Source organism: Streptomyces sp. HUAS MS02 (genome assembly GCF_055702265.1).
The window spans coordinates 3,019,618-3,043,892 of sequence record NZ_CM146747.1; the positions used below are offsets into that span (position 1 = coordinate 3,019,618).

18 protein-coding genes, 1 tRNA gene and 1 pseudogene are annotated in these 24,275 nt (G+C 68.0%); 2 read left to right on the top strand and 18 right to left on the bottom strand.

Going from position 1 to position 24,275, the window contains the following annotated elements:
- Window positions 1–216: 216 nt before the first annotated feature.
- The 8 genes and pseudogenes from ACZ9QC_RS12680 to ACZ9QC_RS12715 all read right to left on the bottom strand — a co-directional run.
- Entirely contained in the window at window positions 217–1,977 is a 1,761-nt protein-coding gene (locus ACZ9QC_RS12680; RefSeq protein WP_472920246.1) for a trypsin-like serine protease, read from the bottom strand.
- A gap of 153 nt (window positions 1,978–2,130) precedes the next feature.
- A complete protein-coding gene (gene rho, locus ACZ9QC_RS12685; RefSeq protein WP_472920247.1) occupies window positions 2,131–4,161 on the bottom strand; it encodes a transcription termination factor Rho in 2,031 nt (676 codons plus the stop codon).
- Window positions 4,162–4,567: 406 nt separating this feature from the next.
- Window positions 4,568–5,521, bottom strand: a complete 954-nt coding sequence (gene thrB / locus ACZ9QC_RS12690) for a homoserine kinase (RefSeq protein WP_472920248.1) — start codon at window positions 5,519–5,521, stop codon at window positions 4,568–4,570.
- A gap of 334 nt (window positions 5,522–5,855) precedes the next feature.
- Window positions 5,856–6,914 (bottom strand): threonine synthase, encoded by a 1,059-nt coding sequence (gene thrC / locus ACZ9QC_RS12695; RefSeq protein WP_316725812.1) that lies wholly within the window; start codon window positions 6,912–6,914, stop codon window positions 5,856–5,858.
- A 6-nt stretch (window positions 6,915–6,920) separates the two neighbouring features.
- A complete protein-coding gene (locus tag ACZ9QC_RS12700; protein WP_472920249.1) occupies window positions 6,921–8,213 on the bottom strand; it encodes a homoserine dehydrogenase in 1,293 nt (430 codons plus the stop codon).
- A 172-nt stretch (window positions 8,214–8,385) separates the two neighbouring features.
- Window positions 8,386–9,777, bottom strand: coding sequence for a diaminopimelate decarboxylase (lysA, locus tag ACZ9QC_RS12705; RefSeq protein ID WP_472920250.1), 1,392 nt, complete (start codon window positions 9,775–9,777; stop codon window positions 8,386–8,388).
- A gap of 200 nt (window positions 9,778–9,977) precedes the next feature.
- Complete coding sequence (gene nrtL / locus ACZ9QC_RS12710) at window positions 9,978–11,063, bottom strand: ArgS-related anticodon-binding protein NrtL (protein ID WP_472920251.1); 1,086 nt, start codon at window positions 11,061–11,063, stop codon at window positions 9,978–9,980.
- Between the two features lie 377 nt (window positions 11,064–11,440).
- Window positions 11,441–11,935 (bottom strand): annotated as a pseudogene (locus tag ACZ9QC_RS12715) (response regulator); the annotation flags it as partial.
- Window positions 11,936–12,060: 125 nt separating this feature from the next.
- Here ACZ9QC_RS12715 and ACZ9QC_RS12720 point away from each other — a divergent pair.
- Window positions 12,061–12,132 (top strand) — tRNA-Arg (locus ACZ9QC_RS12720).
- Between the two features lie 208 nt (window positions 12,133–12,340).
- Window positions 12,341–13,612 carry a GmrSD restriction endonuclease domain-containing protein gene (locus ACZ9QC_RS12725; RefSeq protein WP_472920252.1) on the top strand — a complete coding sequence of 424 codons (1,272 nt, stop codon included), beginning with the start codon at window positions 12,341–12,343 and terminating at the stop codon, window positions 13,610–13,612.
- 765 nt (window positions 13,613–14,377) lie between these two features.
- Here ACZ9QC_RS12725 and ACZ9QC_RS12730 read toward each other — a convergent pair.
- From ACZ9QC_RS12730 to ACZ9QC_RS12775, 10 genes are all read right to left on the bottom strand, one after another.
- A complete protein-coding gene (locus tag ACZ9QC_RS12730; RefSeq protein WP_472920253.1) occupies window positions 14,378–15,817 on the bottom strand; it encodes a tyrosine-type recombinase/integrase in 1,440 nt (479 codons plus the stop codon).
- The gene (locus tag ACZ9QC_RS12735) at window positions 15,814–16,005 is read right to left on the bottom strand and encodes a helix-turn-helix transcriptional regulator (RefSeq protein WP_101400676.1); all 192 of its coding nucleotides are present in this window, start codon (window positions 16,003–16,005) and stop codon (window positions 15,814–15,816) included. Before ACZ9QC_RS12735 ends, ACZ9QC_RS12730 begins: the two co-directional genes overlap by 4 nt.
- Window positions 16,006–16,321: 316 nt before the next feature.
- Window positions 16,322–17,866: a YfjI family protein gene (locus ACZ9QC_RS12740; RefSeq protein ID WP_472920254.1), complete on the bottom strand. Its 1,545-nt coding sequence runs from the start codon at window positions 17,864–17,866 to the stop codon at window positions 16,322–16,324.
- Between the two features lie 157 nt (window positions 17,867–18,023).
- Entirely contained in the window at window positions 18,024–18,941 is a 918-nt protein-coding gene (locus ACZ9QC_RS12745; RefSeq protein ID WP_472920255.1) for a bifunctional DNA primase/polymerase, read from the bottom strand.
- Between the two features lie 83 nt (window positions 18,942–19,024).
- Window positions 19,025–20,098 (bottom strand): phosphoadenosine phosphosulfate reductase domain-containing protein, encoded by a 1,074-nt coding sequence (locus tag ACZ9QC_RS12750; RefSeq protein WP_472920256.1) that lies wholly within the window; start codon window positions 20,096–20,098, stop codon window positions 19,025–19,027.
- Window positions 20,099–20,183: 85 nt separating this feature from the next.
- Entirely contained in the window at window positions 20,184–20,663 is a 480-nt protein-coding gene (locus tag ACZ9QC_RS12755) for a hypothetical protein (protein WP_424884628.1), read from the bottom strand.
- A gap of 19 nt (window positions 20,664–20,682) precedes the next feature.
- Window positions 20,683–21,150, bottom strand: a complete 468-nt coding sequence (locus ACZ9QC_RS12760; RefSeq protein WP_472920257.1) for a hypothetical protein — start codon at window positions 21,148–21,150, stop codon at window positions 20,683–20,685.
- Between the two features lie 11 nt (window positions 21,151–21,161).
- Window positions 21,162–21,356: a hypothetical protein gene (locus ACZ9QC_RS12765; RefSeq protein WP_037717778.1), complete on the bottom strand. Its 195-nt coding sequence runs from the start codon at window positions 21,354–21,356 to the stop codon at window positions 21,162–21,164.
- 152 nt (window positions 21,357–21,508) lie between these two features.
- Window positions 21,509–21,760 carry a hypothetical protein gene (locus tag ACZ9QC_RS12770; protein WP_280911340.1) on the bottom strand — a complete coding sequence of 84 codons (252 nt, stop codon included), beginning with the start codon at window positions 21,758–21,760 and terminating at the stop codon, window positions 21,509–21,511.
- Between the two features lie 140 nt (window positions 21,761–21,900).
- The gene (locus ACZ9QC_RS12775; protein WP_472920258.1) at window positions 21,901–24,126 is read right to left on the bottom strand and encodes a cell division protein FtsK; all 2,226 of its coding nucleotides are present in this window, start codon (window positions 24,124–24,126) and stop codon (window positions 21,901–21,903) included.
- Window positions 24,127–24,275: the final 149 nt, after the last annotated feature.

A 24,275-nucleotide genomic window follows, 5' to 3' on the forward strand; every position in this document is an offset into this window, starting at 1 on the left:
TCGTTCTCTCTCCGGTCGGTTACCCCCTGCGCTCAGGCCCAGGCCTGTCGGGTCGGACGCGGCCGTGCCACGGCGTCGCCGTTCCAGTGACCGGTCCGCCCGGTCAGACGGGATATGCCGGGAAAGGGTTGCACAACGAACGGTGCCCATCGCGTAAAGCGCGATGGGCACCGTGTGTGACGGATGAGCCCGGCGGGACCGGGTTCACCTGGTGTTTCAGCCGAGCAGGTCGTACTGGGCGTAGCTGGTGCCGACCGAGACGCGTGTGCTGAAGATCTCGCTCGTGGCCTTGCCGGTGCCCTTGTAGAGGTACAGCGTGCCGGCCGGCGTACGGGCCAGCAGGTCCGCCCTGCCGTCGCCGCTCACGTCACCGGGAGTGATGAGCGTGTTGTAGGCGCTCCAGTCCGAGCGGACCTTGATCCGGGTGGCGAAGGCGCCCGTGCCGGACTTGCCGGTGCCCTTGTAGAGGTAGACGTTCGAGCCGGTCTTGGTGCGCGCGATCAGGTCGGCCTTGCCGTCGCCGGTGAAGTCGCCGTGACCGAGCACCGCGTTGTACGTGTTCCAGCCCGTGCCGACCTTGACGCGGGTCGAGAACGTCCCGTTGCCCTTGCCCGGGTAGATCCACAGGGCGCCCGCCGAGTCGACCGAGAGCAGGTCGGGCAGCGCGTCGCCGGTGACGTCACCGGGGGTGAGGATCCGGGTGCGGGTCGCCCAGTTGTCGAAGATCTGCGTGGTCGACCAGGTCTTGGACGAGGGCACGTACCGCCGCCAGAAGACGTCGCCGTCGGAGGAGCGGCGCAGGACGAAGTCCTGGTGGCCGTCCCGGTTCAGGTCGGTCTGCTGGACCAGGTTGTAGCCCTTCCAGCTGCCCTCGGCGTTCAGGGCCTTGCGGTCACCGAGCGCGGAGCCCGTGGAGGCGCGGACGTAGCCCGTGCCGGTCTCCTTGTTGCGCAGGAAGACGTCGGCCTTGCCGTCCCGGGTGATGGCGGTGTCGTCGACCCTCGGGTAGACCGCGCCGACGTACGTGCTGACCTTGGCGAAGACCGGGTAGGCGTCCGGCCACACACAGTCCTCGACGCCCCAAGAGACGACACCGACGACCTTGCTGCCCACGACGAGCGGGCCACCCGAGTCACCGTTGCAGGTGGCGGTGGTCGTGGCGTCGGTGCCGCCGGAGGGCTTGCCCGCGCAGACCATGTGCCCCTTGACGAACCAGGGGCTCCAGGTGTTCGCGCAGGTCGTGTCGCTGACCATCGGCAGCGTGGCCGTCTTCAGCGTCTGCGAGATGTCATCGGTCTTGGAGCTGGTACGGCCCCAGCCGTAGGCCCTGGCACTGGTGCCCGCCGCGTACGAGGCCGTGTCGCCGGACGTCGTCATCTTGATCGGCGTGGCCTTGACGGGCGCGGACAGCGTGAGGACCGCGACGTCGTTGTCGATCGCCTCCTCGTCCCACGAGGAGTGGTTCCACTGCCGCGAGACCTTGCTGACGGTGCCGCCGTGGTAGTCGAGGTGGTCCAGGCTGCCGTCGGACTTGTAGACGGCCGTGGGCAGCTGGTCGGTGCCGGTGACGATCTCGCCGTACTCGACCCAGTTGTAGTGGTTCTTGTCGACGCAGTGCGCGGCGGTGAGGATCTTCGTGGGCGAGACGACCGTGCCGCCGCAGAAGAAGCCGAGGTCCTGCGTCGGGTCGTAGTACCAGAGCTGCGCCATCCAGGGCGCGTTGGCGATGGTCGTCTCCGAGCCGCCGATGATCTGGGCGGACGGCTTCATGCCGCTGTCGCTGTCGCTGTCCGTGCTCGCGGTCGACGACGGCTCCCGCGTCACGGCCACGGTGTCGTCCGCCGCCATCGCCTTGGCGATGCGCACATCCGCCTCGTCCGGTGTAGAGGTGCCGTCGGCGCCGGCCGCGCTCGCGGACGACAGCAGCAGCGTCCCGGCTATCGCGGCGGCTATGGCTCCGGACACAGGTCTAGCCACTCAATTCCCCCCTGGGAGTGCATGGATTGATCAGATTGATCAGATCGTGCAGAAACTGATCGTGGAAGACCGTGATCGTACACGTGTCGCATACAGAAAACTGGGGCCACCCTCACAAAGAGGGTGGCCCCAGCGTCTGCAGAGGTACGAGACCTAGTCGCCGTTACCGGGCGTCGGCGTCGTCTTCTGGATCTGCATCAGGAACTCGATGTTCGACTTGGTCTGCTTCATCTTGTCGAGGAGCAGCTCGATGGCCTGCTGCTGGTCGAGCGCGTGCAGCACCCGGCGCAGCTTCCAGACGACCGCCAGCTCCTCGTTGCCGAGCAGGATCTCTTCCTTACGGGTACCGGACGCGTCCACGTCCACCGCCGGGAAGATGCGCTTGTCGGCGAGCTTGCGGTCGAGCTTGAGCTCCATGTTGCCGGTGCCCTTGAACTCCTCGAAGATCACCTCGTCCATGCGGGACCCGGTGTCCACCAGGGCGGTGGCGAGGATGGTCAGCGAGCCGCCGTCCTCGATGTTCCGGGCCGCGCCGAAGAAGCGCTTCGGCGGGTACAGGGCGGTCGAGTCGACACCACCGGACAGGATGCGGCCGGAGGCCGGCGCCGCCAGGTTGTAGGCACGGCCCAGACGCGTGATCGAGTCGAGGAGCACGACCACGTCGTGGCCCAGCTCGACGAGGCGCTTGGCCCGCTCGATGGCGAGCTCGGCGACCGTCGTGTGGTCCTCGGCCGGACGGTCGAAGGTCGAGGAGATGACCTCGCCCTTCACCGACCGCTGCATGTCGGTGACCTCTTCCGGACGCTCGTCGACGAGGACGACCATCAGGTGGCACTCGGGGTTGTTGTGCGTGATCGCGTTGGCGACCGCCTGCATGATCATGGTCTTACCGGTCTTCGGCGGGGCCACGATCAGACCGCGCTGGCCCTTACCGATGGGCGAGACCAGGTCGATGATGCGGGTGGTGAGCACGCCCGGGTCCGTCTCCAGACGGAGGCGGTCCTGCGGGTACAGCGGCGTCAGCTTGTTGAACTCGGGGCGGCCGCGCCCGGAGTCGGGCGCCATGCCGTTCTGGGAGTCCAGGCGGACCAGCGCGTTGAACTTCTCGCGGCGCTCGCCCTCCTTGGGCTGACGCACGGCACCGGTGACGTGGTCGCCCTTGCGCAGGCCGTTCTTGCGGACCTGGGCGAGGGAGACGTACACGTCGTTCGGGCCGGGCAGGTAGCCCGAGGTGCGGATGAAGGCGTAGTTGTCGAGGATGTCCAGGATGCCCGCGACGGGGATCAGGACGTCGTCCTCGGCGAGCTGCGGCTCGGGGGCGCCCATCTCGTCACGGCCACGGCGGCCACGACGGTCGCGGTAACGGCCGCGACGGCCACGGCGTCCGCCGTCGAAGTCGTCGTCGTCCTGCGGGCCGTTGTCACGCTGACGGTCCTGACGGCCGCCGCCCTGCTGCTGGCCCTGCTGGCCGCGGTCGCGCTGCTGCTGACCGCCGCCCTGCTGCTCGTCGCCCTTGCCGCGGCGGCCGCGGTCGCCGCGCTCACCGCGGTCCCCACGCTCGCCCCGGTCACGGCCACGCTCGCGGCGGCCCTGACGGCCCTCGCCGCCCTGGTCACCGGCGTCGGCCCTGGTCTCGGCGGACACGGCCGGGGTCTCGGCCTTGGGCTCGCTCTTCGCCTCGGCGGCGACCGTCTCGGGGCTGCCCGCGTCGGCGGTGGCCCGGCGCCGACGGCGCTCGGTGGGCGCCTCGTCGCCACCGGCCGGCTGGCCGGGGATCTCGATCTGCTGCTGGGCCACGGCCTTCTCGGCCTTCTCGGCGGGCGCCGCGGCCTTCTTGGCGGTGGCGGTGGCCTTCTCGGCCGGGGCGACGTCGTCACCCGTGCGCGCCTTCGAGGTGGCGCGGCGCTTCGGCTTGGTCTCGGCGGCGGCCTCGGCCTTCGCCGGGGCGCCCCCGCCCGCCTGCGCCTCCTTGATGACCTCGATCAGCTGGCTCTTGCGCATCCGCGCGGTGCCCCTGATGCCGAGGCCGGATGCGACCTGCTGCAGCTCGGCCAGCACCATGCCCTCGAGGCCGGTGCCACGGCGCCGCCGGGAGCCGGCACCGCTGGCAGGCGCGGCGTCCGTGGCGGGCGCGGCAGCGGTGTCCTCGACACGTGCGCCCATCAGATCGGTGGTGTCGCTCACGAAGGGTCCTTCCCTGGAGCGGACGTCGGCCTTCTGGCTCGGCGACCGTTTGTGCTGTCCGGCTTCGGTCCTGTTCGGGTGGACCGTGCCGGGGCGGTGGTCCGCCAAAGGCGGCGGAGGGGAATTTCTGGCGATTCGGCGCTTTCCGGGCCGTGGCACTGATGTGTCTGTGTCACGGGGATCGGCAACGCCGGTTCCGGAGCCTGCTCGGCAGACCGCTCAGTGCCTGCGTACGGCGTACAGCTTGACGTACGAAGCACAGTGCGGCTTGGGAGACTCCCGGAAGAATGGTTGTCCCGGACGGGGACGATAAGCACCTCGCCATGGCTGGGGCAGGTGCAGACTTGAGGTTAACACTACCGGATCCAACAAACATTCCCCCTCTCGAAATCCGGCAACCGCGCCCCTACGCGTCGCCGGTGTCGACGCCGTGTTCGGCGACGGTGGTGGTGAGCGGCAGGACGCACGCCCCGCGGGCGTCGAGGTCCAGCCGGTTCGCGGCCCATCCCGCACCCGCGAGATCGGCCACCTTGTCGGCACTGGCCTCGTCGGCCAGGGCCAGGACGGTGGGTCCGGCGCCGGAGATGACCGCCGGGACGCCGTCGGCCCGCAGTCGCTCGACCAGGGCCGCGCTCTCCGGCATGGCGGGCGCCCGGTACTCCTGGTGCAGCCGGTCCTCGGTGGCGGGCAGCAGCAGCTCGGGGCGCCTGGTCAGGGCCTCCACGAGGAGGGCCGCCCGGCCCGCGTTGGTGGCAGCGTCGACGTGCGGGACGTTGCGCGGGAGCAGTCCGCGCGCTGTCTCCGTCAGGACCGGCTTGCCGGGGACGAAAACCACCGGAACGATGGAATCCGCGGGGTCCATCCTGATCGCCCGCGCGGCGCCGCCCTCCATCCAGGAGAGGGTGAAACCACCGAGGAGGCAGGCCGCGACATTGTCGGGGTGGCCCTCGATCTCCGTGGCCAGTTCGAGCAGCGCGGCGTCGTCGAGCCGGTGGTCCCCGCCTATGGTTACGGCGCGGGCGGCGACGATGCCGGCGCAGATGGCGGCGGAGGAGGAGCCGAGGCCGCGGCCGTGCGGGATGCGGTTGGCGCAGACGATCTCCAGGCCCCGGGGCTGTCCGCCGAGCAGGTCGAAGGCGGTGCGCAGGGAGCGGACGAGCAGATGCCGCTCGTCGCGCGGGAGCGTCTCGCTGCCCTCCCCCGCGATGTCGACGTGCAGGCCGGAGTCGGCCACCCGGACGACCACGTCGTCGTAGAGCCCCAGCGACAGGCCCAGGGCGTCGAAGCCCGGACCGAGGTTGGCGCTGGTGGCGGGGACGCGCACCCGTACGGCGGCGGCGCGGAACGCTGGACCGGCCATCGCTCGATGACTCTCCTTGAGCTGCGAGATTGACGAGTGTCGAATGACATTCGATTGGCGTTCGACAGGTACCTGGAACCCTGCGGCCGCTCAGGACGGCGCGGCGCCGCGCCCTTGCGGGCATATGCAGCGGGCGGGTTCACCACAGCCTATCGAAGGAAGGTTCTGTGGCGACATAGGGCGCACAGGAGGCGCACGATGCGTGTCGTAAGCCCCCTGTGCACCCCCTGTCGGGTCCTGTCAGGGTTATCCCCCGAGAATCGACGTCTACGCGCGGCTCTCAGGTCTTTTCGAACGGCTGGGCGAGAGGATACGCGAGCAGCCGTCCGTGTCGTTACGCGAGGCCGAGGCGCTCGGCCGCCGTCGCCGCGTCCACCGGGACCGTGACGGGCTGCGGGGCGCCCGCGACGGCCCAGTCCGGGTCCTTGAGGCCGTTGCCGGTGACCGTGCAGACGATGGTCTGGCCCGGGTCGACCTTGCCGGCCTCGGCGGCCTTCAGCAGACCGGCCACGGAGGCGGCGGAGGCGGGCTCCACGAACACACCCTCCTGAGCGGCCAACAGCCGGTAGGCGCGCAGGATCTCACGGTCCGTCACCTCGTCGATGGCACCGCCGGACTCGTCCCGCGCGGCCAAGGCGTACTGCCAGGACGCGGGGTTGCCGATCCGGATCGCGGTGGCGATCGTCGAGGGGTCCTTGACGACCTCGCCGCGCACGATCGGCGCGGAACCGGAGGCCTGGAAGCCCCACATCCGGGGCGTCTTGGCGGCGATGCCGTCGGCGGCGTACTCCTTGTAGCCCTTCCAGTAGGCCGTGATGTTGCCCGCGTTGCCCACCGGCAGGACATGGATGTCGGGCGCGTCGCCGAGCATGTCCACGATCTCGAACGCGGCGGTCTTCTGGCCCTCGATCCGCACCGGGTTCACCGAATTGACCAGCGCCACCGGGTAGTTGTCGCTCAGTTCACGCGCGAGGGTGAGGCAGTCGTCGAAGTTGCCGTCGACCTGGAGGATCTTCGCGCCGTGCACCAGGGCCTGGCCCATCTTGCCCAGCGCGATCTTGCCCTGCGGGACGAGCACGGCCGAGACCATGCCCGCGCGGACGGCGTAGGCGGCCGCGGAGGCAGAGGTGTTGCCCGTGGAGGCACAGATGACCGCCTTCGCGCCCTCCTCCTTCGCGCGCGTGATGGCCATGGTCATGCCGCGGTCCTTGAAGGACCCGGTTGGGTTCGCGCCCTCCACCTTGAGGTGGACCTCGCACCCCGTGCGCTCAGAGAGCACCTGCGCGGGGACGAGGGGCGTACCGCCCTCGCGGAGCGTCACGACCGGCGTGCTGTCGGAGACGGGCAGCCGGTCCCGGTACTCCTCGATGATTCCGCGCCACTGGTGGGTCATTGCTGGTTACTCTCCTTCAACCCGCATGATGCTGGCGACACCCCGCACGGTGTCGAGGTTGCGCAGCGCCTCGACGGTCCCGGTGAGGGAGGCGTCGGAGGCGCGGTGGGTGACGACGACGAGAGAGGCCTCGCCGTCCTTGCCCTGCTGCCGAACCGTATCGATCGACACGCCGTGCTCAGCGAACACGGTCGCCACCTGGGCGAGAACTCCCGGTTTGTCGGCGACGTCGAGGCTGATGTGGTAGCGCGTGACGACCTCGCCCATCGGCGAGACCCGCAGGGCGGCGTAGGCGGACTCGCCGGGCCCGGTGGAGCCGGCGAGGCGGTTGCGGCACACGGCCACGAGGTCACCGAGCACGGCGGAGGCGGTGGGGGCACCGCCCGCGCCCGGGCCGTAGAACATCAGCTGACCTGCGGCGTCCGACTCCACGAACACGGCGTTGTAGGCGCCGCGCACGGAGGCCAGCGGGTGGGTCAGCGGGATCATCGCGGGGTGCACGCGCGCGGTGACGGACCCGCCGTCCGCGGCCCGCTCGCAGATGGCGAGCAGTTTGATGGTGCAGCCCATGTTCTTGGCGGAGGCGAAGTCGGCCGCCGTCACCTCGGTCATGCCCTCGCGGTACACGTCGTCGAGGCGCACGCGCGAGTGGAAGGCGATGCCGGCGAGGATCGCGGCCTTCGCGGCGGCGTCGAAGCCCTCCACGTCGGCAGTCGGGTCGGCTTCCGCGTATCCCAGGGCGGTGGCCTCGTCGAGGGCCTCCTGATAACCGGCGCCCGTGCTGTCCATCTTGTCGAGGATGAAGTTGGTCGTCCCGTTGACGATGCCCATCACCCGGTTGATCTTGTCGCCGGCGAGGGACTCGCGCAGCGGCCGGATCAGCGGGATGGCACCGGCGACGGCGGCCTCGTAGTAGAGGTCCGCGTCGTGGTCCCCGGCGGCGGCGTGCAGGGCGGCGCCGTCCTGGGCGAGGAGGGCCTTGTTGGCGGAGACGACGGAGGCGCCGTACTCGAACGCGGTGGTGATGAGGGAGCGGGCGGGCTCGATACCGCCGATGACCTCGACGACGACGTCGATGTCCCCCCGTTTGACCAGGGCGGTCGCATCGGTGGTGACGAGCGCCGGGTCGATGCCCTCACGCACCCGCGAGGGCCGCCGGACCGCCACGCCCGCGAGCTCGACCGGGGCGCCGATGCGCGCAGCGAGATCGTCGGCGTGCGTCGTCATGATGCGCGCCACCTCTGAGCCGACAACCCCACAGCCCAGCAGCGCCACCTTCAGCGGACGCGTACGCATCATCCGACCTCGTTTCCTCACATACCGACATACCGAACACGGTGGGACCAGTCTCACTCACCGGACGGGGGTTTCTATCCCCGGTCCGGATCGTGAGACATCTATTTCATTTTCTCAGCGCCGGAGGACGGAGATCTTCCGGCCCCGAGGCGTCTTCATGCTTTGTCGCCGCGCCTCAGCCGACGTCGAGCCGGAGAAGGTCCTCCTCCGTCTCGCGGCGGACGATGACACGGGCCTCTCCATCATTGACGGCGACGACCGGCGGGCGCAGGACGTGGTTGTAATTGCTCGCCATGGAACGGCAGTACGCGCCCGTGGCCGGTACGGCGATCAGGTCACCCGGTGCCAGGTCCGCCGGCAGGAACGCGTCCCTCACCACGATGTCACCACTCTCGCAGTGCTTGCCGACCACACGCGCGAGCATCGGCTCGGCGTCGGAGGTCCGGGACACCAGCGCGACGCTGTACTCGGCGTCGTAGAGCGCGGTCCTGATGTTGTCCGACATGCCCCCGTCGACGGAGACGTACGTCCGCAGCCCGTCCAGCGGCTTGATGGTGCCGACCTCGTAGAGCGTGAAGGCGGTGGGTCCGACGATGGCCCGCCCCGGCTCGACGGAGATGCGCGGGGCGCGCAGCTTGGCGGCGTCGCACTCCCGGTTGACGATCTCGGTCAGCGCCTTGGCGATCTCGTGGGGCTCACGGGGGTCGTCGCCGCTGGTGTAGGCGATGCCGAGCCCGCCGCCGAGGTCGATCTCGGGCAGCTCGACGCCGTGCTCGTCACGGATCTCCTTGAGCAGCCCGACGACACGGTGGGCGGCGACCTCGAACCCGGAGGTGTCGAAAATCTGCGACCCGATGTGGGAGTGGATCCCGATGAGTTCGAGCCCATCGAGCTTCAGAGCCCGCCGAACGGCCTCCGCGGCCTGCCCTCCCGCCAGCGGAATCCCGAACTTCTGGTCCTCGTGGGCGGTGGCGATGAACTCGTGGGTGTGGGCCTCGACGCCGACGGTGACACGGATCTGCACACGCTGCCGCGTGCCGAGCGACTGGGCGATGTGCGCGACCCGCACGATCTCCTGGAACGAGTCGAGCACGATCCGCCCGACGCCGGCCTCGACGGCCCGGCGGATCTCGCTCTCGGACTTGTTGTTGCCGTGGAAGGCGATGCGATCGGCGGGCATCCCGGCGGAGAGGGCGGTGGCCAGCTCGCCGCCGGAGCAGACGTCGAGGTTGAGCCCCTCCTCGTGCAGCCAGCGCACGATGGCCCGGGACAGGAACGCCTTGCCCGCGTAGAACACGTCGGCGTCCTGCCCGAACGCGGTGCGCCAGGCGCGCGCCCGCGCACGGAAGTCGGCCTCGTCGACGAAGTACGCGGGCGTACCGAACTCCTCCGCGAGCGCCTTCACATCGATCCCGCCGACGCTGACGACTCCGTCGGGGGTACGGGTGACGGTCTGCGCCCACACCTTGGGGTCCAACGTGTTCAGGTCGGCGGGCGGGGCGGAGTAATGCCCCTCGGGGAGCACGTCGGCGTGACGGGGCCCGGCGGGGTGTGCGGAACGGCTCATTTTCTTGCGGCTTTCTGTGTGCTCTCTGGGCGGGCGGCGAGGGGGCTTTGGCCTGCGGTGCGGGTGGGTGAGTGGGCGGGCGACGGTGGCTGTCGGCTCGACTGCGCTTCGCTGCGCTTGCGGCCGACGGCCGACGGCTTGCGACCTGGGCTTGGGCTATGGCCTCCGGCTTGCTCGCTCGCTCCTCGCTCCTCGCTCGCTCAGAGATAGTCGGGTGCGTCGATGCCGAGCAGGGACAGGCCGCCGGCCAGCACCGTCCCGGCGGCTTCGGCAAGGGCCAGCCGGGCCCGGTGGGCGGCCGAGGGTTTCTCGTCGCCGCGCGGCAGCACCGTGTGCTGGAAGGCGAGCAGGGCGTCGGCGAGGACGACCAGGTGCCGGGCGAGACGATCGGGGGCACGGTGCGTGGCCGCTCGGGCGAGTACGGAGGGGTACTCGGTGAGGGCGCTGACGAGGGGGGTGGCCACGTCTGGGGCGGTGACGTCGGGGGTGGTGACGTCGCCTGTGAAACCGAGGCCCGCGGCGTTGCGGGTGAGCGCGCGGGCCCGGGCGTGGGCGTAACGGACCCGGAAGAGGGGGTTGGCGGCCCGCTGCACGAGGAGATCCGCCGTGATCCGGGGCCGGTCGTGGGCGGCCGGGTGCAACAGGGCCCAACGGAGGGCGTCGGGGCCGAGGGGGGTGGGGTCCTCCGGGGCGGGGACGGGGCGGAGGTCGATGGAAGTGAGGGTGGAGGTGGAGGAGGCGGGCGTGGGGATGGTTTCGGAGTCGCCGGCACCAAGCTCCAGGGGTGGGCCGGGCCGGGTGTGATCGACCTCGACGCGACCACCCTGACTGGCGATGATCCGTACGAGCGCATCGGCGACGACCTCGGCGCGGATGTCGTACGGGATGCGCAGCCGGACGACGTGCCCGGCGAGGGTGTCACTGTGGCCGTAGGGAAGAGCACCAGTCGTGTCCGGACCGCCCTCGTTGCCCTGGATCCGGCGCACGAGGGCGGTGACGGCGGCCCGGTCGAGGTGGATGTTGAGGAAGCCGGGGCCGGTGATCTCGACGGCGGCGACTCCGTCGGTGCGGCTGAGGTGGGGTCGCAGTATCTCGGCGACTTGCAGGGGAGGCCGACCGGCGGGCCGGGCCAGCTGCAGGGCGATGTTCGTGGCGTAGTCCCCGCGCCCGCCGGGCCCCGGCGGGGTGACGACGGCGCGTGCGGGCACGGCCACGCTCAGCTCCCCGTCGTCGACAGCACGACGCACCGCGCGCAGCACGGTACGGGAGAGCTCGACGGGGGTCACGGGGACAAGCGTATGGGAGGAGGGGGGTGGGTATGCGAGCCGGTTTACCTCGGGGTCCGCGATGTGGACGGGCGGGGCGGGGCCTCCGGCGAGGCCGAAGCACAGGGAGTAAGGACTCCGTGAGACACCATGACGCGTGATACACGACGCATGATGCGTCAGGTGTTGGTGTCAGGTGCCAGGTGTCAGGCGCCCTCGAATCAACTTCCGCTACGGCCTGCGCGCTGGGCACGCTCGGGTTGGTCGCTCCCGTTGCCCAAGCCGCCGGCCGTGGACCCGGCGGAGGCGGTGGAGGAGGGAGCGATGGCAGCGCCGGGGACGGCGGTGGACGTGGCGGGGCCGGGGCCGACGGTGGACGTGGCGGTGCCGACGGTGGTGCCGGAGGCGACTGGACCGTCGGCCGCGACGCCGCCGACCCGGTCAGACGCGGCCACACCGCTCCCGACCCGCGCCTGCTCGACCAACTGCCGCACCAAGGCGACGAGTTGGCTCGGCTCGAAGGGCTTGGCGAGGAACGCGTCGACGCCGACGTCGAGCCCGGCCTCGACCTCGTACTGGGTGCAGGCGCTGACGATGGCGAGCGGCAGACGCCGTGTGCGCGGGTCTCCGCGGAGCTGGGCGGCGGTACGGAGACCGTCGAGCCGAGGCATGACGACATCGAGGGTGATGAGGTCGGGCCGCACCTGATGAACGACGTCCAGGCATTCGGCACCATCGGCCGCGGTCACCACCTCGAAGCCCTCCAGCTCGAGGTTGACCCTGATCAGCTGCCGGATGACCTTGTTGTCGTCCACAACAAGCACCCGGCCGGACGCGCCTGGCACAACTCGAGAGTAGGTCGGCACCCACCGCCGCGTCCGGGTTTTCCCCACTTCCACCCCCTGCGGGCGGTCCCGGACCACTCAACCCCGCTCCCACCCCCACGAAAACCGTTCATGATCTCCCTCGGAGAGCTGGTAGGGTTCTACCCGTCGCCGCCAAACAAGGCGCCCGACACGCCCCCGTAGCTCAGGGGATAGAGCAACGGCCTCCGGAGCCGTGTGCGCAGGTTCGAATCCTGCCGGGGGCACTTCGCCTCAACCAGCACGATGATGCGGTTGACCAGCGCAGATGCCAAGCATGAAGAGCGGGAACCAGTCTTACTGGGTCCCGCTCTTTGTCGTTGATTCGTGCTGATCGCGATAGACCTGCGATAGAGGGGACCGGTGCGAAGCCGGCCGGTCATCTCGATCCTCGCCTGACGTTCAGCTACGACATACTCTCGCTTCGTCGTCTGGATGAGAGGCAGCAAAGAAGTGACCGCAGCAGGCGAGACCAACGGGCGCATCGACTTCGAGGTCGAGTCCGATGACGAGTTCGATGAGGATTACGAGGACCCCGGCTCACTCACGGCAAAGCAAGTTCAGGGGGCAGTGGTCTACACCCTGGACTGGACCGTCAGCACCATCGTCGAGCAGATCGACGCCGACCCTGACGATGCCGAATCAATCGGATTCCTCGTCACCTCACCTCCCTTTCAGCGACGTACAGCATGGAACGACCAGCGCAAGAGCCTCTTTATTGAATCACTGATGTTGGGGCTCCCGATTCCCCCTATCGTTCTCGCAGAGAGCATAAACAATCCAAGTCAGTTCTACGTCCTTGACGGAAAACAGCGCCTCACAGCACTGAAGACTTTCGTCGCCGACAAGGAAAACCCTTTGAGATTGAAGGGGCTCGAACTGCTCGACAGTGATTTGAGTGGTCTCACCTACGATCAAATCAGGACTCAACCAGAAACGCGCAACTTTGCCCGGTCTCTGGGCGCTCAGCCAATTCGAACGATCGTTGTTAGAAACTGGCGCACTCCTGCTCTATTGCATCTCATCTTTACACGCTTGAATAAGCAGAGTGTCCCTCTAGCTTCACACGAACTGCGCCAGGCCCTATACCCGGGCAAGATGACCAACTTCATCAACAAGCGGAGCGCGGAGAGTGAACCACTACTTCACGCTCGTCGCCTAACAGCCCCGGATGCCCGGTTGCGCGACGCAGAAACCCTCCTACGCTACGTCGCGTTCCGTACCAATATCGATAAGTACCGCGGCGATCTACGCGATTTCATGGACCGTGTACTAAAGGGCGGTAACGACAACTTCAACCAGATCGAAGACGACTTGGCAGATTTGGTGGACTCGCTAGAGCGAGCTATCAATACAGCCTTCAAAATTTTCGGAAGAACGGCCTTTCTGCGCTACGACGCGGATCGAGCAAAGTATATGCCACGATTCAACGTATCTGTCTTTGAGTTGATGACATGGTATTTCGCCGACCATCAAATCGCGGCGAGAGCTCTGGAAGACCCTGATGCAGTGATCCGGGCCTTCGAAGGCCTTATTCAGAGTGACGCAAAGTTCTCTGGATATCTAACTTCGACAACCAAGACTCGCGACGCAGCCACAGGCAGGCTGGAGAAGTGGGGGAAAGCACTCGGAGACGCCCTATCTCTAAACCTCGACTACACCGATCACGTGAAGAGATTCTTGCCCATCGCAGTTGCAGGCAAGTAGGTGAGCAGTGCAACTCGGGGAAAAGATCAGGTCTGCGCACTTTAGATCCCGTAGAGGCGATGAGCTAGTCAATCGCCTAGACGAGTTGGCCAAGAGCCTTCACGTAACTCTGCTAACCGCACCGACCAACCAGGATATCGTAGATCACCTGCACGCTTACCGCGTGCTGGCCTACTCAGAAGTTCAGGCTTACATAGAGGCTGTCACGGAGCAGATGCTAGTCACCACCGAGCATATGTTCGCGAGTAGGCAACGTCTAAGCCATGCCGGGCATCACCTGATGGTGAGCTCTGAAATATTGCAGCTCGCCAATAAGTCTCAAGCTGCCGCCTCAAGATATCCGCTGTACGAAGTTAATGCGGTCCGTTCAGCCCTCACGTCTGACCCGGCAGTCCTTGCAAAGCACATAAAGGCCCACCGTGAACGCATCAAGAGGAATAGCGGAGCTAAAGCCAGCAACGTGCGCGCCCTACTACTTCCATTGGGCTATCGCGAGGAGTTCTTTCGAGTAGGCTTGTTCGATAAGCTAGATGAACTCGGGCGCGAACGAGGCAACGTAGCCCATGGAACTGGTGCGATTACGCGAAACCTGCCGTCCGGATCGGTTGAGCTTGGCAGAGTGAACAGCATATTGCCCGGCCTCATCGATGTAGACCGATATGTGCCACGCCTATTGCGGCCCGCATGGTAGACCTTGCTGTGCCATCAGCTGCGGCTGATGGCACAGCAACTAGGCCCACGAGGCTAACCTTCAGAACTAAAGGATCACGCCCAATCCAGCTCTCGCTCGATCTTCGCGTTCATGGCGTCCTCCTGGCCGTATATGCACCCTTCGTAGACGCGGTGGATCACCTGCGGTGAGTTGCCGACTCTCCGAGCAACCTCCGCAACCGGCACGCCAGCGTTCAGCCACGTAGTGATGCAGGTGTGCCGCAGATCGTACGGTCGCCCCCCAAGGATGGACGCTTGAAGGTCCGGCGGAAGCGCCAACTCTCTAGCGTCCCGCCACACGCGCCAATAGGTACTGCTGCCCACGAGACCGCCTCGTTCGTTCGTGAAGAGCCGCCCGTCCTTGGCCGTGCCGAACTCCTTCAGGTGGGCGCGGAGCATGGCCACAAGCGGCGGGGGAATGGGAACCGGCCGGTCTTCCTTGGCCTCCCTCGACTTCAGGCCACGCTTGTCGTGACGCTCTCCACTGTCTGTCCACTGCTTGCCAGACACGGGGTGCGTATCGTGGAGCGTCAGAACGCCCCACCCCTTCTCTGGAAGGAAGCAATCAGCCTTTCTGAGGCCCACGGCCTCACTCGGGCGGAGCCCTGCGAAGTACATGACCGCGTAGAAGCCCACCAGGCGACGGCCCTTCTTGCGATCCCATGTCCCAACGTAGGAGACGGAGGCGAGGAGTTGAGCGGCCTGCGTCTTGTTCACGAGAACTCGGGGGTCCACACGGTCCGATGAGGAACTCTTCACCTTCTTGATGGCGGTGAGTGGGTTCTCCGTCAGTAGCTTGCGTTCGATGGCGTATTCAACCGCCGTGTTGAGCGCGCGCCGCCGACGACGGGATGTCTCTCCTGCCGCGGGAGTGCCATCCAGTTTGAAGGAGATCCGATACTGAACATCGCGGAGAGTCTTCGGGTCTTCCAGCGAGGAGACGAGAAGCGATTTCTTGGAGATCCATCCGTAAGCGTCTTCAAGTTCCTCCGGCGGGTCAAGTTCGGCGTTCTTGGGAATGACCGCCCACCGGAACGCAAGGCGCAACTCTTCCGGTGACGGCATCTTCTGTTCCTGCTCCACCAGGGCCAGCGTCACCGCTGCGAGCCCATCGGCGATTCCCTCACGGGTCTTGGCCGCAGCGGTCGGCCAGCGCATCGCCATGTACTCGCGGCAGAATGCGAACCAGGGAAGTTCCTCACGGACTTGCTCCGCAGTGGCCTGAGCCCGTACCTCGGATTCGGGCAGACCGTCGGCGATGCGGAATGCCTCGCCGCGGCGCATTGCCTGCCACAGTTCAGATCTGCGGCTCTCTGCGAGAGCCACCGTGGCGAAGGTGGCGCTACTGACCTTTCCTCCGACTTTCCAACGGAGTTGGTAGGGACGAGTTTTGCTCTGCGCCTTGGACACCTTCCACAGGCGGACGTCGAGCGAGAACCCTTCCGGGGCCGAGCCGTTGTTCTGCTCGGCCCCGTTGTCACTGTCCTGCGTCACGCACTCTCCTCCAGTGTCTGGAGCCACCGACTCAGTTCGGACCGGCGGATGCGCACAGCGCCGTTGGGGAGCTTGATGGACTTCGGGCCCTTCTTGTACTGCCGCCAGCGGTAGAAGGTCGCTCGCGGAACGCCTATCTCTTCGATCACTTCGGGGATGGTCAGCATCTCGTCGCGGGGCTTGGCCACGACTCCTCCTTGGGCGAGAGAGCAAGGGAAGGTGGTGGGACCAGCCGAGGGCCGCCACAGAAACCACGAAAACCACAGAAACCCTGGATTAGCGGGCTGACCTGCGGCGATGCCGCACGGTGGGGGCTGCCACAGAAATCGCGGAAAGTTCCACAGAAATAGGCGGCCGGACCGGCGGGGGCGGGTGACGGGTTATTTCTGTGGCTTCTCGGTTGGTTTCTGTGGCAGCGCCCCGCAAGCCCCTGGCAGGGGTGTCTGTGCTGGTCAGGGGCTTGCCGGGGTTATTTCTGTGATTCTGTGGTTTCTGTGGCGGGGGTCAGGCGGTCGCGTCGGTCAGGCGGGGGTGGATGAGGTAGCGGGGGGAGGGCGGCCGGCCGCGTCCTCCGCTGCGCTGGACGGCTTGGGCGCGCACGTAGCCGTGGTCTTCCAGCAGGGCCAGGACCGGATCGAGGTCGTTGGCGGTGCGGAACTCGGAGCGGGAGAGCTTGACCATCAGGTCCCGCTTGCTGACCTCACGCCACCCGTGGGCGTGGAGCACTTCCAGCACGGTGCGGGCGCGCTCCACGATGCGGTCAGCGCCCATGGAGTCGAACGCGGCGAGGCTGTGGCTGATGAAGTACTCGGCCAGCGCGATCGCGTCGCGCATGGTCGCTTCCGCCACGGGCACCGTGTGCCCTTTGGTGAGGTGTTCGGCGAGGTGGAGCAGGGCGGCCATGCGGGCGGTGGCGCCGACCAGCTTGCCGCCCCAATCGCCGATCTGGCCCATGATGCCGCCGCGGGCTTCCAGCATCGGTTCCACCCGTGCCTGAAAGGCTTTGAGGGCGGCGACCGCCTCGGGGGTGAGCTGGATAAGGGCCGGATCGGTCCACTCCGCGAGGAACAACGTCAGGTCGAGGACGTGACGCCGGTAGGTCTCCATGACCTGCTCGGGGATGGGGTCCGGCTCGATCTTGCGGCGGCCGACCAGCGACTCAGGAACCGAGTAGAGGAACCTGCCGAGCAGGCCACGGCCCTTGAACCCGTCCTGGCGTCCGATGTCGTCCAAGACCTGCGGCTGCACGCACAACCCCATGGTGAGGGCGGGGTGTTCGATGTATTCCTCTCGGGTCTGCCGGTCGACCTTGAGCCGGTCTCCGGCATGGCCTTTGAGAAAGACGCCCATGTTGGGCTTGCCGGAGTAGCGTCCGGCGATGATGTCGAAGATGTCGCCCTCCGCGGACATGACGGAGATCCGGCCGCCCTGCTCGGCCATGCGGGAGGTGACCGTCTCAGCGGTGGTGTCGTCAGCCAGCAACTGCGGTTTGGCCGGCACGCTGACGCTCTCCGCGGTCTGCGCCAGCGCGATCGCAGTGGAGACCAGGTCGTCCCGCTCGTCCGCGCTCGCGGATGCCGCCTTGGCGGTGGCCTTGTCGGCCGCCTCCTTGGCGAGACGCGCGGTCATCTCGGCTTCCACGATGGCCGGTTGGATCAGCGTGCGCAGTTGCTGCTCTGCCTCGTACAGCGGATCGGTGAGCAGGCCGAACACAGCGGACTTCCGGTTGGCGGGCGGCAGCGAGACGACGACGTAGAGGTTGGTCGGCTCACGCCAGTGCCCGCGCACCTGCACCACCGCCCGCCCGCCGGCCGCGGTAGCGAGCACGGACAGGGCGATGCATCCGGCGAGGTCGACGGGGGTCTGTGTCTCCTCGGCAACCGCGGCCACGAACTCCCCCAGCCACCCCGGAAGCGAGGCGGTGGGGAAGGGCGCAAGCTTGCGGGGTCCGGCGAGGGGAACGGGGTCCTCCCACACGGGTGCGGGCGGCTCGTCGAGGGTGGGCAGTCCGGCCCACAGGTCGGTGCTGTCCACAGGCTGTGCGGTCATGAGGTTGCCCTCCCTTCGGTGGGATCGCCGACGTGCGGGTCAGAACCAAGGACAGGGCGGACGCCTACGGCGACGTTCCTTCGGCCGCCTACGATGACCCGTAGTGCGGCCTGCGTAGCGTTCTGAGGCTGTTTCAGGGGTTTGAAGATCTTATGGGTCATGCGGCGCCCCTCTCGGTCGCACAGAGGCCATTGGCGACCGCGCGGCGGGCGTAGGGCTCGGGGACACCGACCGAGACGGCCGCGGCCACGATCTCTTCCCCGATCACGTCCAGTCCGCACGGTCCGGGGCAGCCGGTGTGCTGGGCGGAGAGGAACCGGGCCACCCCGAACGCCTGTGATCCGGCACCGGATTCGACGCGGGAGCGCACGAGGGTGAGGCCCCGTTCCAGACCGGCGCGGACGTAGCCGTCGGTGTGACGGCATCCGGTGGCAACCGTCCGGTCGAACGTGGCGCGCTCGGGGAGGGAAGAGACCACCTCCCCGCGGGCGGCGGTGGTCTCTTCCTTCACCACCAGGGCGCGGACGGCCGACGGCAGATCGGTCATCCGGCCGGCGCCCGGACCGAGCCAACGGGCGTACGACATCGCGGACTTGATGTCGACACCCGCCCGGACTGCGTTGTGCGACCCCATGACGCCTCGGTAGATCCAGTGCTCACCGCGGGTCGTCGCCACCGTTCGGGTGGCGGGCAGGGTCTCGCGAGCCCAGGCGACGGCCGCCGCGTTGTCGAGGTCGACCACGGTCAGCCTCGCCCCTCCGGGGTGGTAGCCGACGCACACCGCCCGCTCCCATGCCGCCACCCACAGCGGGGAGACGACGACGTTCCGTTCGGTGGTGGCAGCGGCCCACGCGTGGCAGGGAGCGGGGCAGCGGCAGGTACCCGCGCGCTTCATGTTCGGCCGCCCGCCGCACGCGTTCTTGGCGCAGGCAGGGCAGTTGCCGAACGGGACCTTGCCGTCCCGCAGCGGCAGCACCGGCACACCGGCCGCCGCGAGGTACAGCGCGTTGCGCAGATGACTACCGTCTTGGCGGTCCGCGCCGTGGGGGCGCGGGGTCTTGCGGTCAGGTGTCATGCTGGAGGTCTCCTGTTCTGTCGAAGGGACGGAGAACCGGGGCGGTCGCGGTCTTTGGCGAGAGGCGACCGCCCCAGCCGTGGCTAGGCGACGTCGTGGCGGGTGAAGGTGTCGTACTGATCGCGGGTGATGAGTCCGCTCTCGCGCCATTCAGCGAGCAAGTCGGTCTGTCCCTCGGTGTCGACGCACTTGGAGCACAGCCGTCCGGCCGCCTTGCGGGTGCGCTCGCCGGGTGGACGCTGGCCCCATTTGCAGGCGGGGAAGCCTGCAGCTTCGGCTTCGTTCTCCAGCTCACGAAGCGGCTTGGCCGCGTGGGGGTAGAAGAACTCGATCTCGTCCAGCTCTCCGGGCTTGGCGAAAGCCCCACACAGGCACTCCCCGGACATGTGCAAGTGAACGGTCACCTCGTTCAACGGCAGCGCGCCGGGGCTGCACAGGCGGTGCGGGGCGTGTTCGTGGGGGAGGTCGCAGCGGTGTCGGGCCCGGTACTCGCGCATGTGGGCATCGGTCCAATGCACGATGGGCGAGACCCAGATCAGCGAGCCTTCCCGGTCGACCTCTTCAGCGTTGCGAAACCGCCGATCAGTCTCCGCCCACCGCATTCCCCCGAGGTAGACGACGTTCCGGGTCCGCCACTGGGTGCCGACGATCTGAGCGCGCAGCCGCTGCAACGGCTCATCCTTCAACCGTCGGTACATCACGCTGTGCCCGGCCGGGCCAGGGAAGCCCTTCCAGACCTGGCGACCGATGTTCTTACCCCGGGTCGACAAGACCCGCCCCATGACGAGTTCGGCGTAGCTGTTCTTCGGGTGCAGCTCATGCAGCGGCAACCCCCAAGCGGCGACCACATCCCGTACATGGTGAGTCGTCTCCGGGATGCCGGTTCCGGTGTTGACGTGCGCGACCGCGTCGACACGGTCGCGGAAGAGGTGATTGACGACCACGGAGTCGTTGCCGCCGGAGAACAGTCCGATGGTGGCGACCACCGGATGAGCGGCAAGGACCTTGTCCACGATGGCGTGAGTCTTCGCGATCGCCTCGTCCAACGTCAGGGCTTCCGGCTCGGTTTCGGCTTTCGGCGGCGTGCCGTCGATGCGGTCGGCCATGCCCGGGAACATGTCCACCGGCTGACGCTTCTTCTTGCTGCGTGACGTCATAGCTGTCAGCACTCCTGTTCTGTCGAAGGGACGGAGAACCGGGGCGGTCGCGGTCTTTGGCGAGAGGCGACCGCCCCAGCCACAGCTACTGCTCGGCGGCGAGCGAGTGGGCGTACTGCTGACGGACGTACGTGCGCGGGTCGTAGAACGGGCCCGGCTGGTCCATGTCCATCAGGAACACGGCCGCCGCGTCGGCGGTCTCGGTGGCGTCACTGAACAGATCGTGGGGTTCGTCCAGGAGCGCGATGCGGTCCAGCAGTGCGGCCTTGCGCAGGTAGAAGTCACGCCCCAGCTCGGTGAAGCACTCGGCGGCAGCGAGGGTGCGCGCCACCCAGCCGATCTCGCTGTTCATGCTGGGGGCGTTGGCGTACGCCTGCTCGGCGGTGAGCGAGGACTTGGCCGGCTCGGCGTCGGTGGGCTTGGACTCGGCGCGGGCGTAGAGGCGGTTCCGCTTGCGGTCGCGGGTGGGGTAGACGCTCACGGTGCCGACCGTGAAGGTGCGGTCCAGCGCGGCGACGATCGGTTCAGTTTCGGCGGGGTCGCAGATGACACGGATCTCGAACACGGTTCTCCCATCGGGGTGTTCAGCCGTTGAAGTGGTTGCGCTTGAAGACGGCCTTGCGGATGTGGAAGGTGTTGCCACCCCGGTGGCCGCTCGCGCTGAAGACCTGCACGGCGACCCAGCCGCCGAAGATGACGGCGGCGAGAATGATGAGCTGGTGAATCAGCGCGGCGAGCGCGGCGATGAACGTGGTCAGCAGGAACAGCCCGCCGCACACGGCGCCGAACCCGACGCCTCCGAGGACGATGTTCACCGCCGTACGCGAGACGGCCGGCTTGGTGGCGACCGGTTCGGGCTTGGCGGGCTCGATGGCGTAGCCGGTGACGACGCGGCCGTCCGGCAGGACGACGCTCGCCACGGCCGCGATGCTGCCGGGCTGCACGACTGCGAGCGGCGCCGTGCGGGCGGCGGGGGTGATCGGGGTGGGGACGTGGACTTCCACGGTCGCGGGCGAGTGCCTGTTGCGGCCGTGGGGGGTGGGTTCGTTCACGAGCTGTCTCCCTAGTTCCCGAGGGCGGACAGGGCGTCGGCGGACGCCTGCACGAGGTTGTGGATGGGCTCGTACGCGCCGGTCCCGGCGGCGAAGAAGCCGAAGAGGAAGAGCACGATGGCCGAACCGCCCCCGGCGGACTTGGTCTTGACGGCGAGGGCGGACGCGGCACCGAACAGCAGGACGGCGGAGATGCTGAGGATCACGGGGAAACTCGCTTTCGGGCGAGGTGGATGGGTGGATACGCTCCGCAGGCCCCGGGTGCTGGCAAGTTCGGGGCATTGACCGGCGACCGCGCCCACCTAGCTCCTGCTCGGAGCGGGGTCCGTCTCATGGCGGGCGGTCGTCTGTCTTCTCCTCAGCCGGTGCCGGAGCGGTAGATGCGGGCCCAGCGGTTGTAGAGCCAGCGGCCGACGCGTATGCGCTTGCCGGTGGCCTTGCAGCGGCGGCAGTCCTTGCCGCGCTTCTGGCGGCCCTTGCGGTCGGTCTTCATCTGGAAGCCCCAGCCGTTGCACTTGCGGCAGTTGCCGAACGGCGAGGCAGCACACACCGCGACGTAACACAGTGTTACGCCGAGCAGGAGTGTGATAGCGAGCAGGGCAGGGGTCATGACGGGCCCTCCGGGGCGGTTTTCAGGGTTTCCGCAGGTGGGCCGCTATGCGCTAGCGACCTGATCAGGGCTGGTTTGGGGCGCTAAGCGAGCCGCTAACGCTAGCGGGGGGTGCCGCTAGCGCTAGCGGCCCGCAGCGGTCAGCCCGCGTCCCGCTTTCCGTCACGCTCCGCAATCGCTGCGGTGATGTGGGAGCGGTCGACACCGCGCCGGTTGACGACCTTGCCGTCCACCCGGCGGCCCACCTGGATCGTGGACAGACCCCGCGGCTTCAGCGCTGCGGCGAGGGTTTCGGGCTCCCATCCGTCGTAGACCTCGGGGCGCAGTTCGGCGAGCCGTGCGACGACGGTCTCGGACCACACCTTGGTCTCCTTGACGGGGATCACGGCGAGGATGTCGGCGAGCAGGTCGTACGCGCTCGCCACGGTCTCCGGCTCTTCCCCGAGCGCGTGCCCGGACAGCAGTCCGGCCTTATCGCGCGCCGTGCGGGCACGGGCGGCGATGCTGTCGGCACCGGGTCCGTCGACGTAGACCGAGCCGACGATCCGGGCATCGGAGCCTTCACCGATGAAGTAGTGAATGCCCTTGTCACCCCAGCTGAACATGGTCGCCCGCACGCCCCGCTTGTAGGCGGACGTACCGAGGACCATGTCGTTCTCCAGCTGGCCCATGACCTTCAGGCACCAGCGGGCCGACGCGTTCGCAGAAATCCCGGTGGGCAGCGCCTTGGCGTCGGGGCGCTGAGTGGCGAGCAGGAGCACGATGCCGGTGGCCGGACCGCGCTTGACCAGGTCGGTTGCGATCTCCTCGAACTCGTCCTTGTGCTTGGGGTGCTCGAACAGCACCTGGCACTCGTCCACCCCGATCACGATGGGGTGCAGGCCAAGGGAGCGCTTGTCGGCGAGTTCGCTGGTCACCTTCGACTCCGGGCAGATGTCCCGCGGAAGCGAGCGGATCACCTTGGTACGCCGGCGCAGTTCCTCGCGCAGCGCCCTGAAGTCATTGAGCGCGTACTCGATGGCGTCGTCATCGTCGCCCGCGGCGTGCCGGTGCGAGACGGCATTGCCGACCGGGTCCAGGTCGCCGGTGCCCTTCATGTCGTAGGTGTGCAGCTCCGCCCGCGGGTCCAGCGCGGCGATCAGCAGGAGAAGGCGGAGCAGGAAGGTCTTGCCCATGCGCGGGATGGCGCCGATGATGCCCGCGATGTACATCAGGGTGACTTCGACCCAGCGTCCGCGCTGGTCGGTGCCGTAGGCGACGGGCTTGAACAGATTGACCGAACCACTGGTCAGCAGCGGCCACTTGGGCTTGCGAGAGGTCGACATGTCCTGATCGCCGACCCACAGCACCAGGTGCCCGGTGTGCTCACTCGGCACGGCCTCGGGCCATACGCAGCCGAGCGGCCGACGCAGACCGGAGGCGAGCCGGTCGCGCCGCTCGATGACGTCCGTGACGGTGACGCCGTAGGGGAGGTTGCCCTCCGCACGCCATCCCGGACCGTCGCGGGTGATGGGGGCGGTGAACTCGAACCCGTCGCGGCCCTTGCCCTGTGCCTGGTTGATGGCGGGGATGCCGAGCGAGCCGAGCGCGCGCAGCACGATGTCACTGGTGAGCTTGACGGCCTTGGGGAGCTCCACCGCGCGGTGGATGACCGGGTCGTCCGCCTTGCGGCCGGCGGCCCCGAGCGCCATAACAACCGCACCGACCGACAGGGCCTGAAGCCAGTCGGGGGCCAGGACGTAGATGGCGAGCGCGGAGCCGAGCCCGATGAACATCGCGAGCACGGCGACCAGCGTCCGGAGTCGGACCCGTCCGTCACGCTGTCGCGACAGCTTCAGGTACTCGGCAGCGTCCTCGCGCCGGACCGCTGCGAGTCGGACCGGCTCGCCCTCGCGGTCGGCCACCCACCGCATGGTGGCTCCCACGAACTTCGCGGCACCGGACGGGGCCTGAAGCGTGAGCCGTGCGGCGTAGACCGGGGAGCGAAGCGCGTGATAGCTGGCCGAGTGGGCGTAGTGGCGGGCCACCCATCCGGTTGCGGTCTTCAGTTCCGCCACGGACTTCAGCCACAGCGGAACGACCGGACGGCGCTGCGCGGCGAGCAGCCGACCGAGGTAGCCCGGACCGGTCGCCTTGGCGCTCGGAAGGTCGACCAACCGGCGGGCGGTCGGGTCGCCCGACTCGGTACCCGACCGGTCCGGCGCGGGGTCGGCCGACGGGTCGGAGTCGGATCGAGTGGTCGGGTCGGACGACTCGGTACGGGCCGACCGTGCTTTGTCGAGGTCGACTACCTCGCCCCCGGAGTCGGCGGCCATGTCAGCTTCGAGTCGGTGGAACAGTTCGTTCTCGTCGTCGGGGTGCTTCACTGAATGTCCCTTCCAAGGGAAAGAGGCGGGGTCCGGCCGTCGCTGTAGGAGGTGGGCGGACGGACCCCGCACGGCGGTGCTACGGGGGTGGCATGGGGGAATCTGCGTTCAGGACGCGGCCGTGCAAGTGGTGCGGCAAGCCGGTGAAG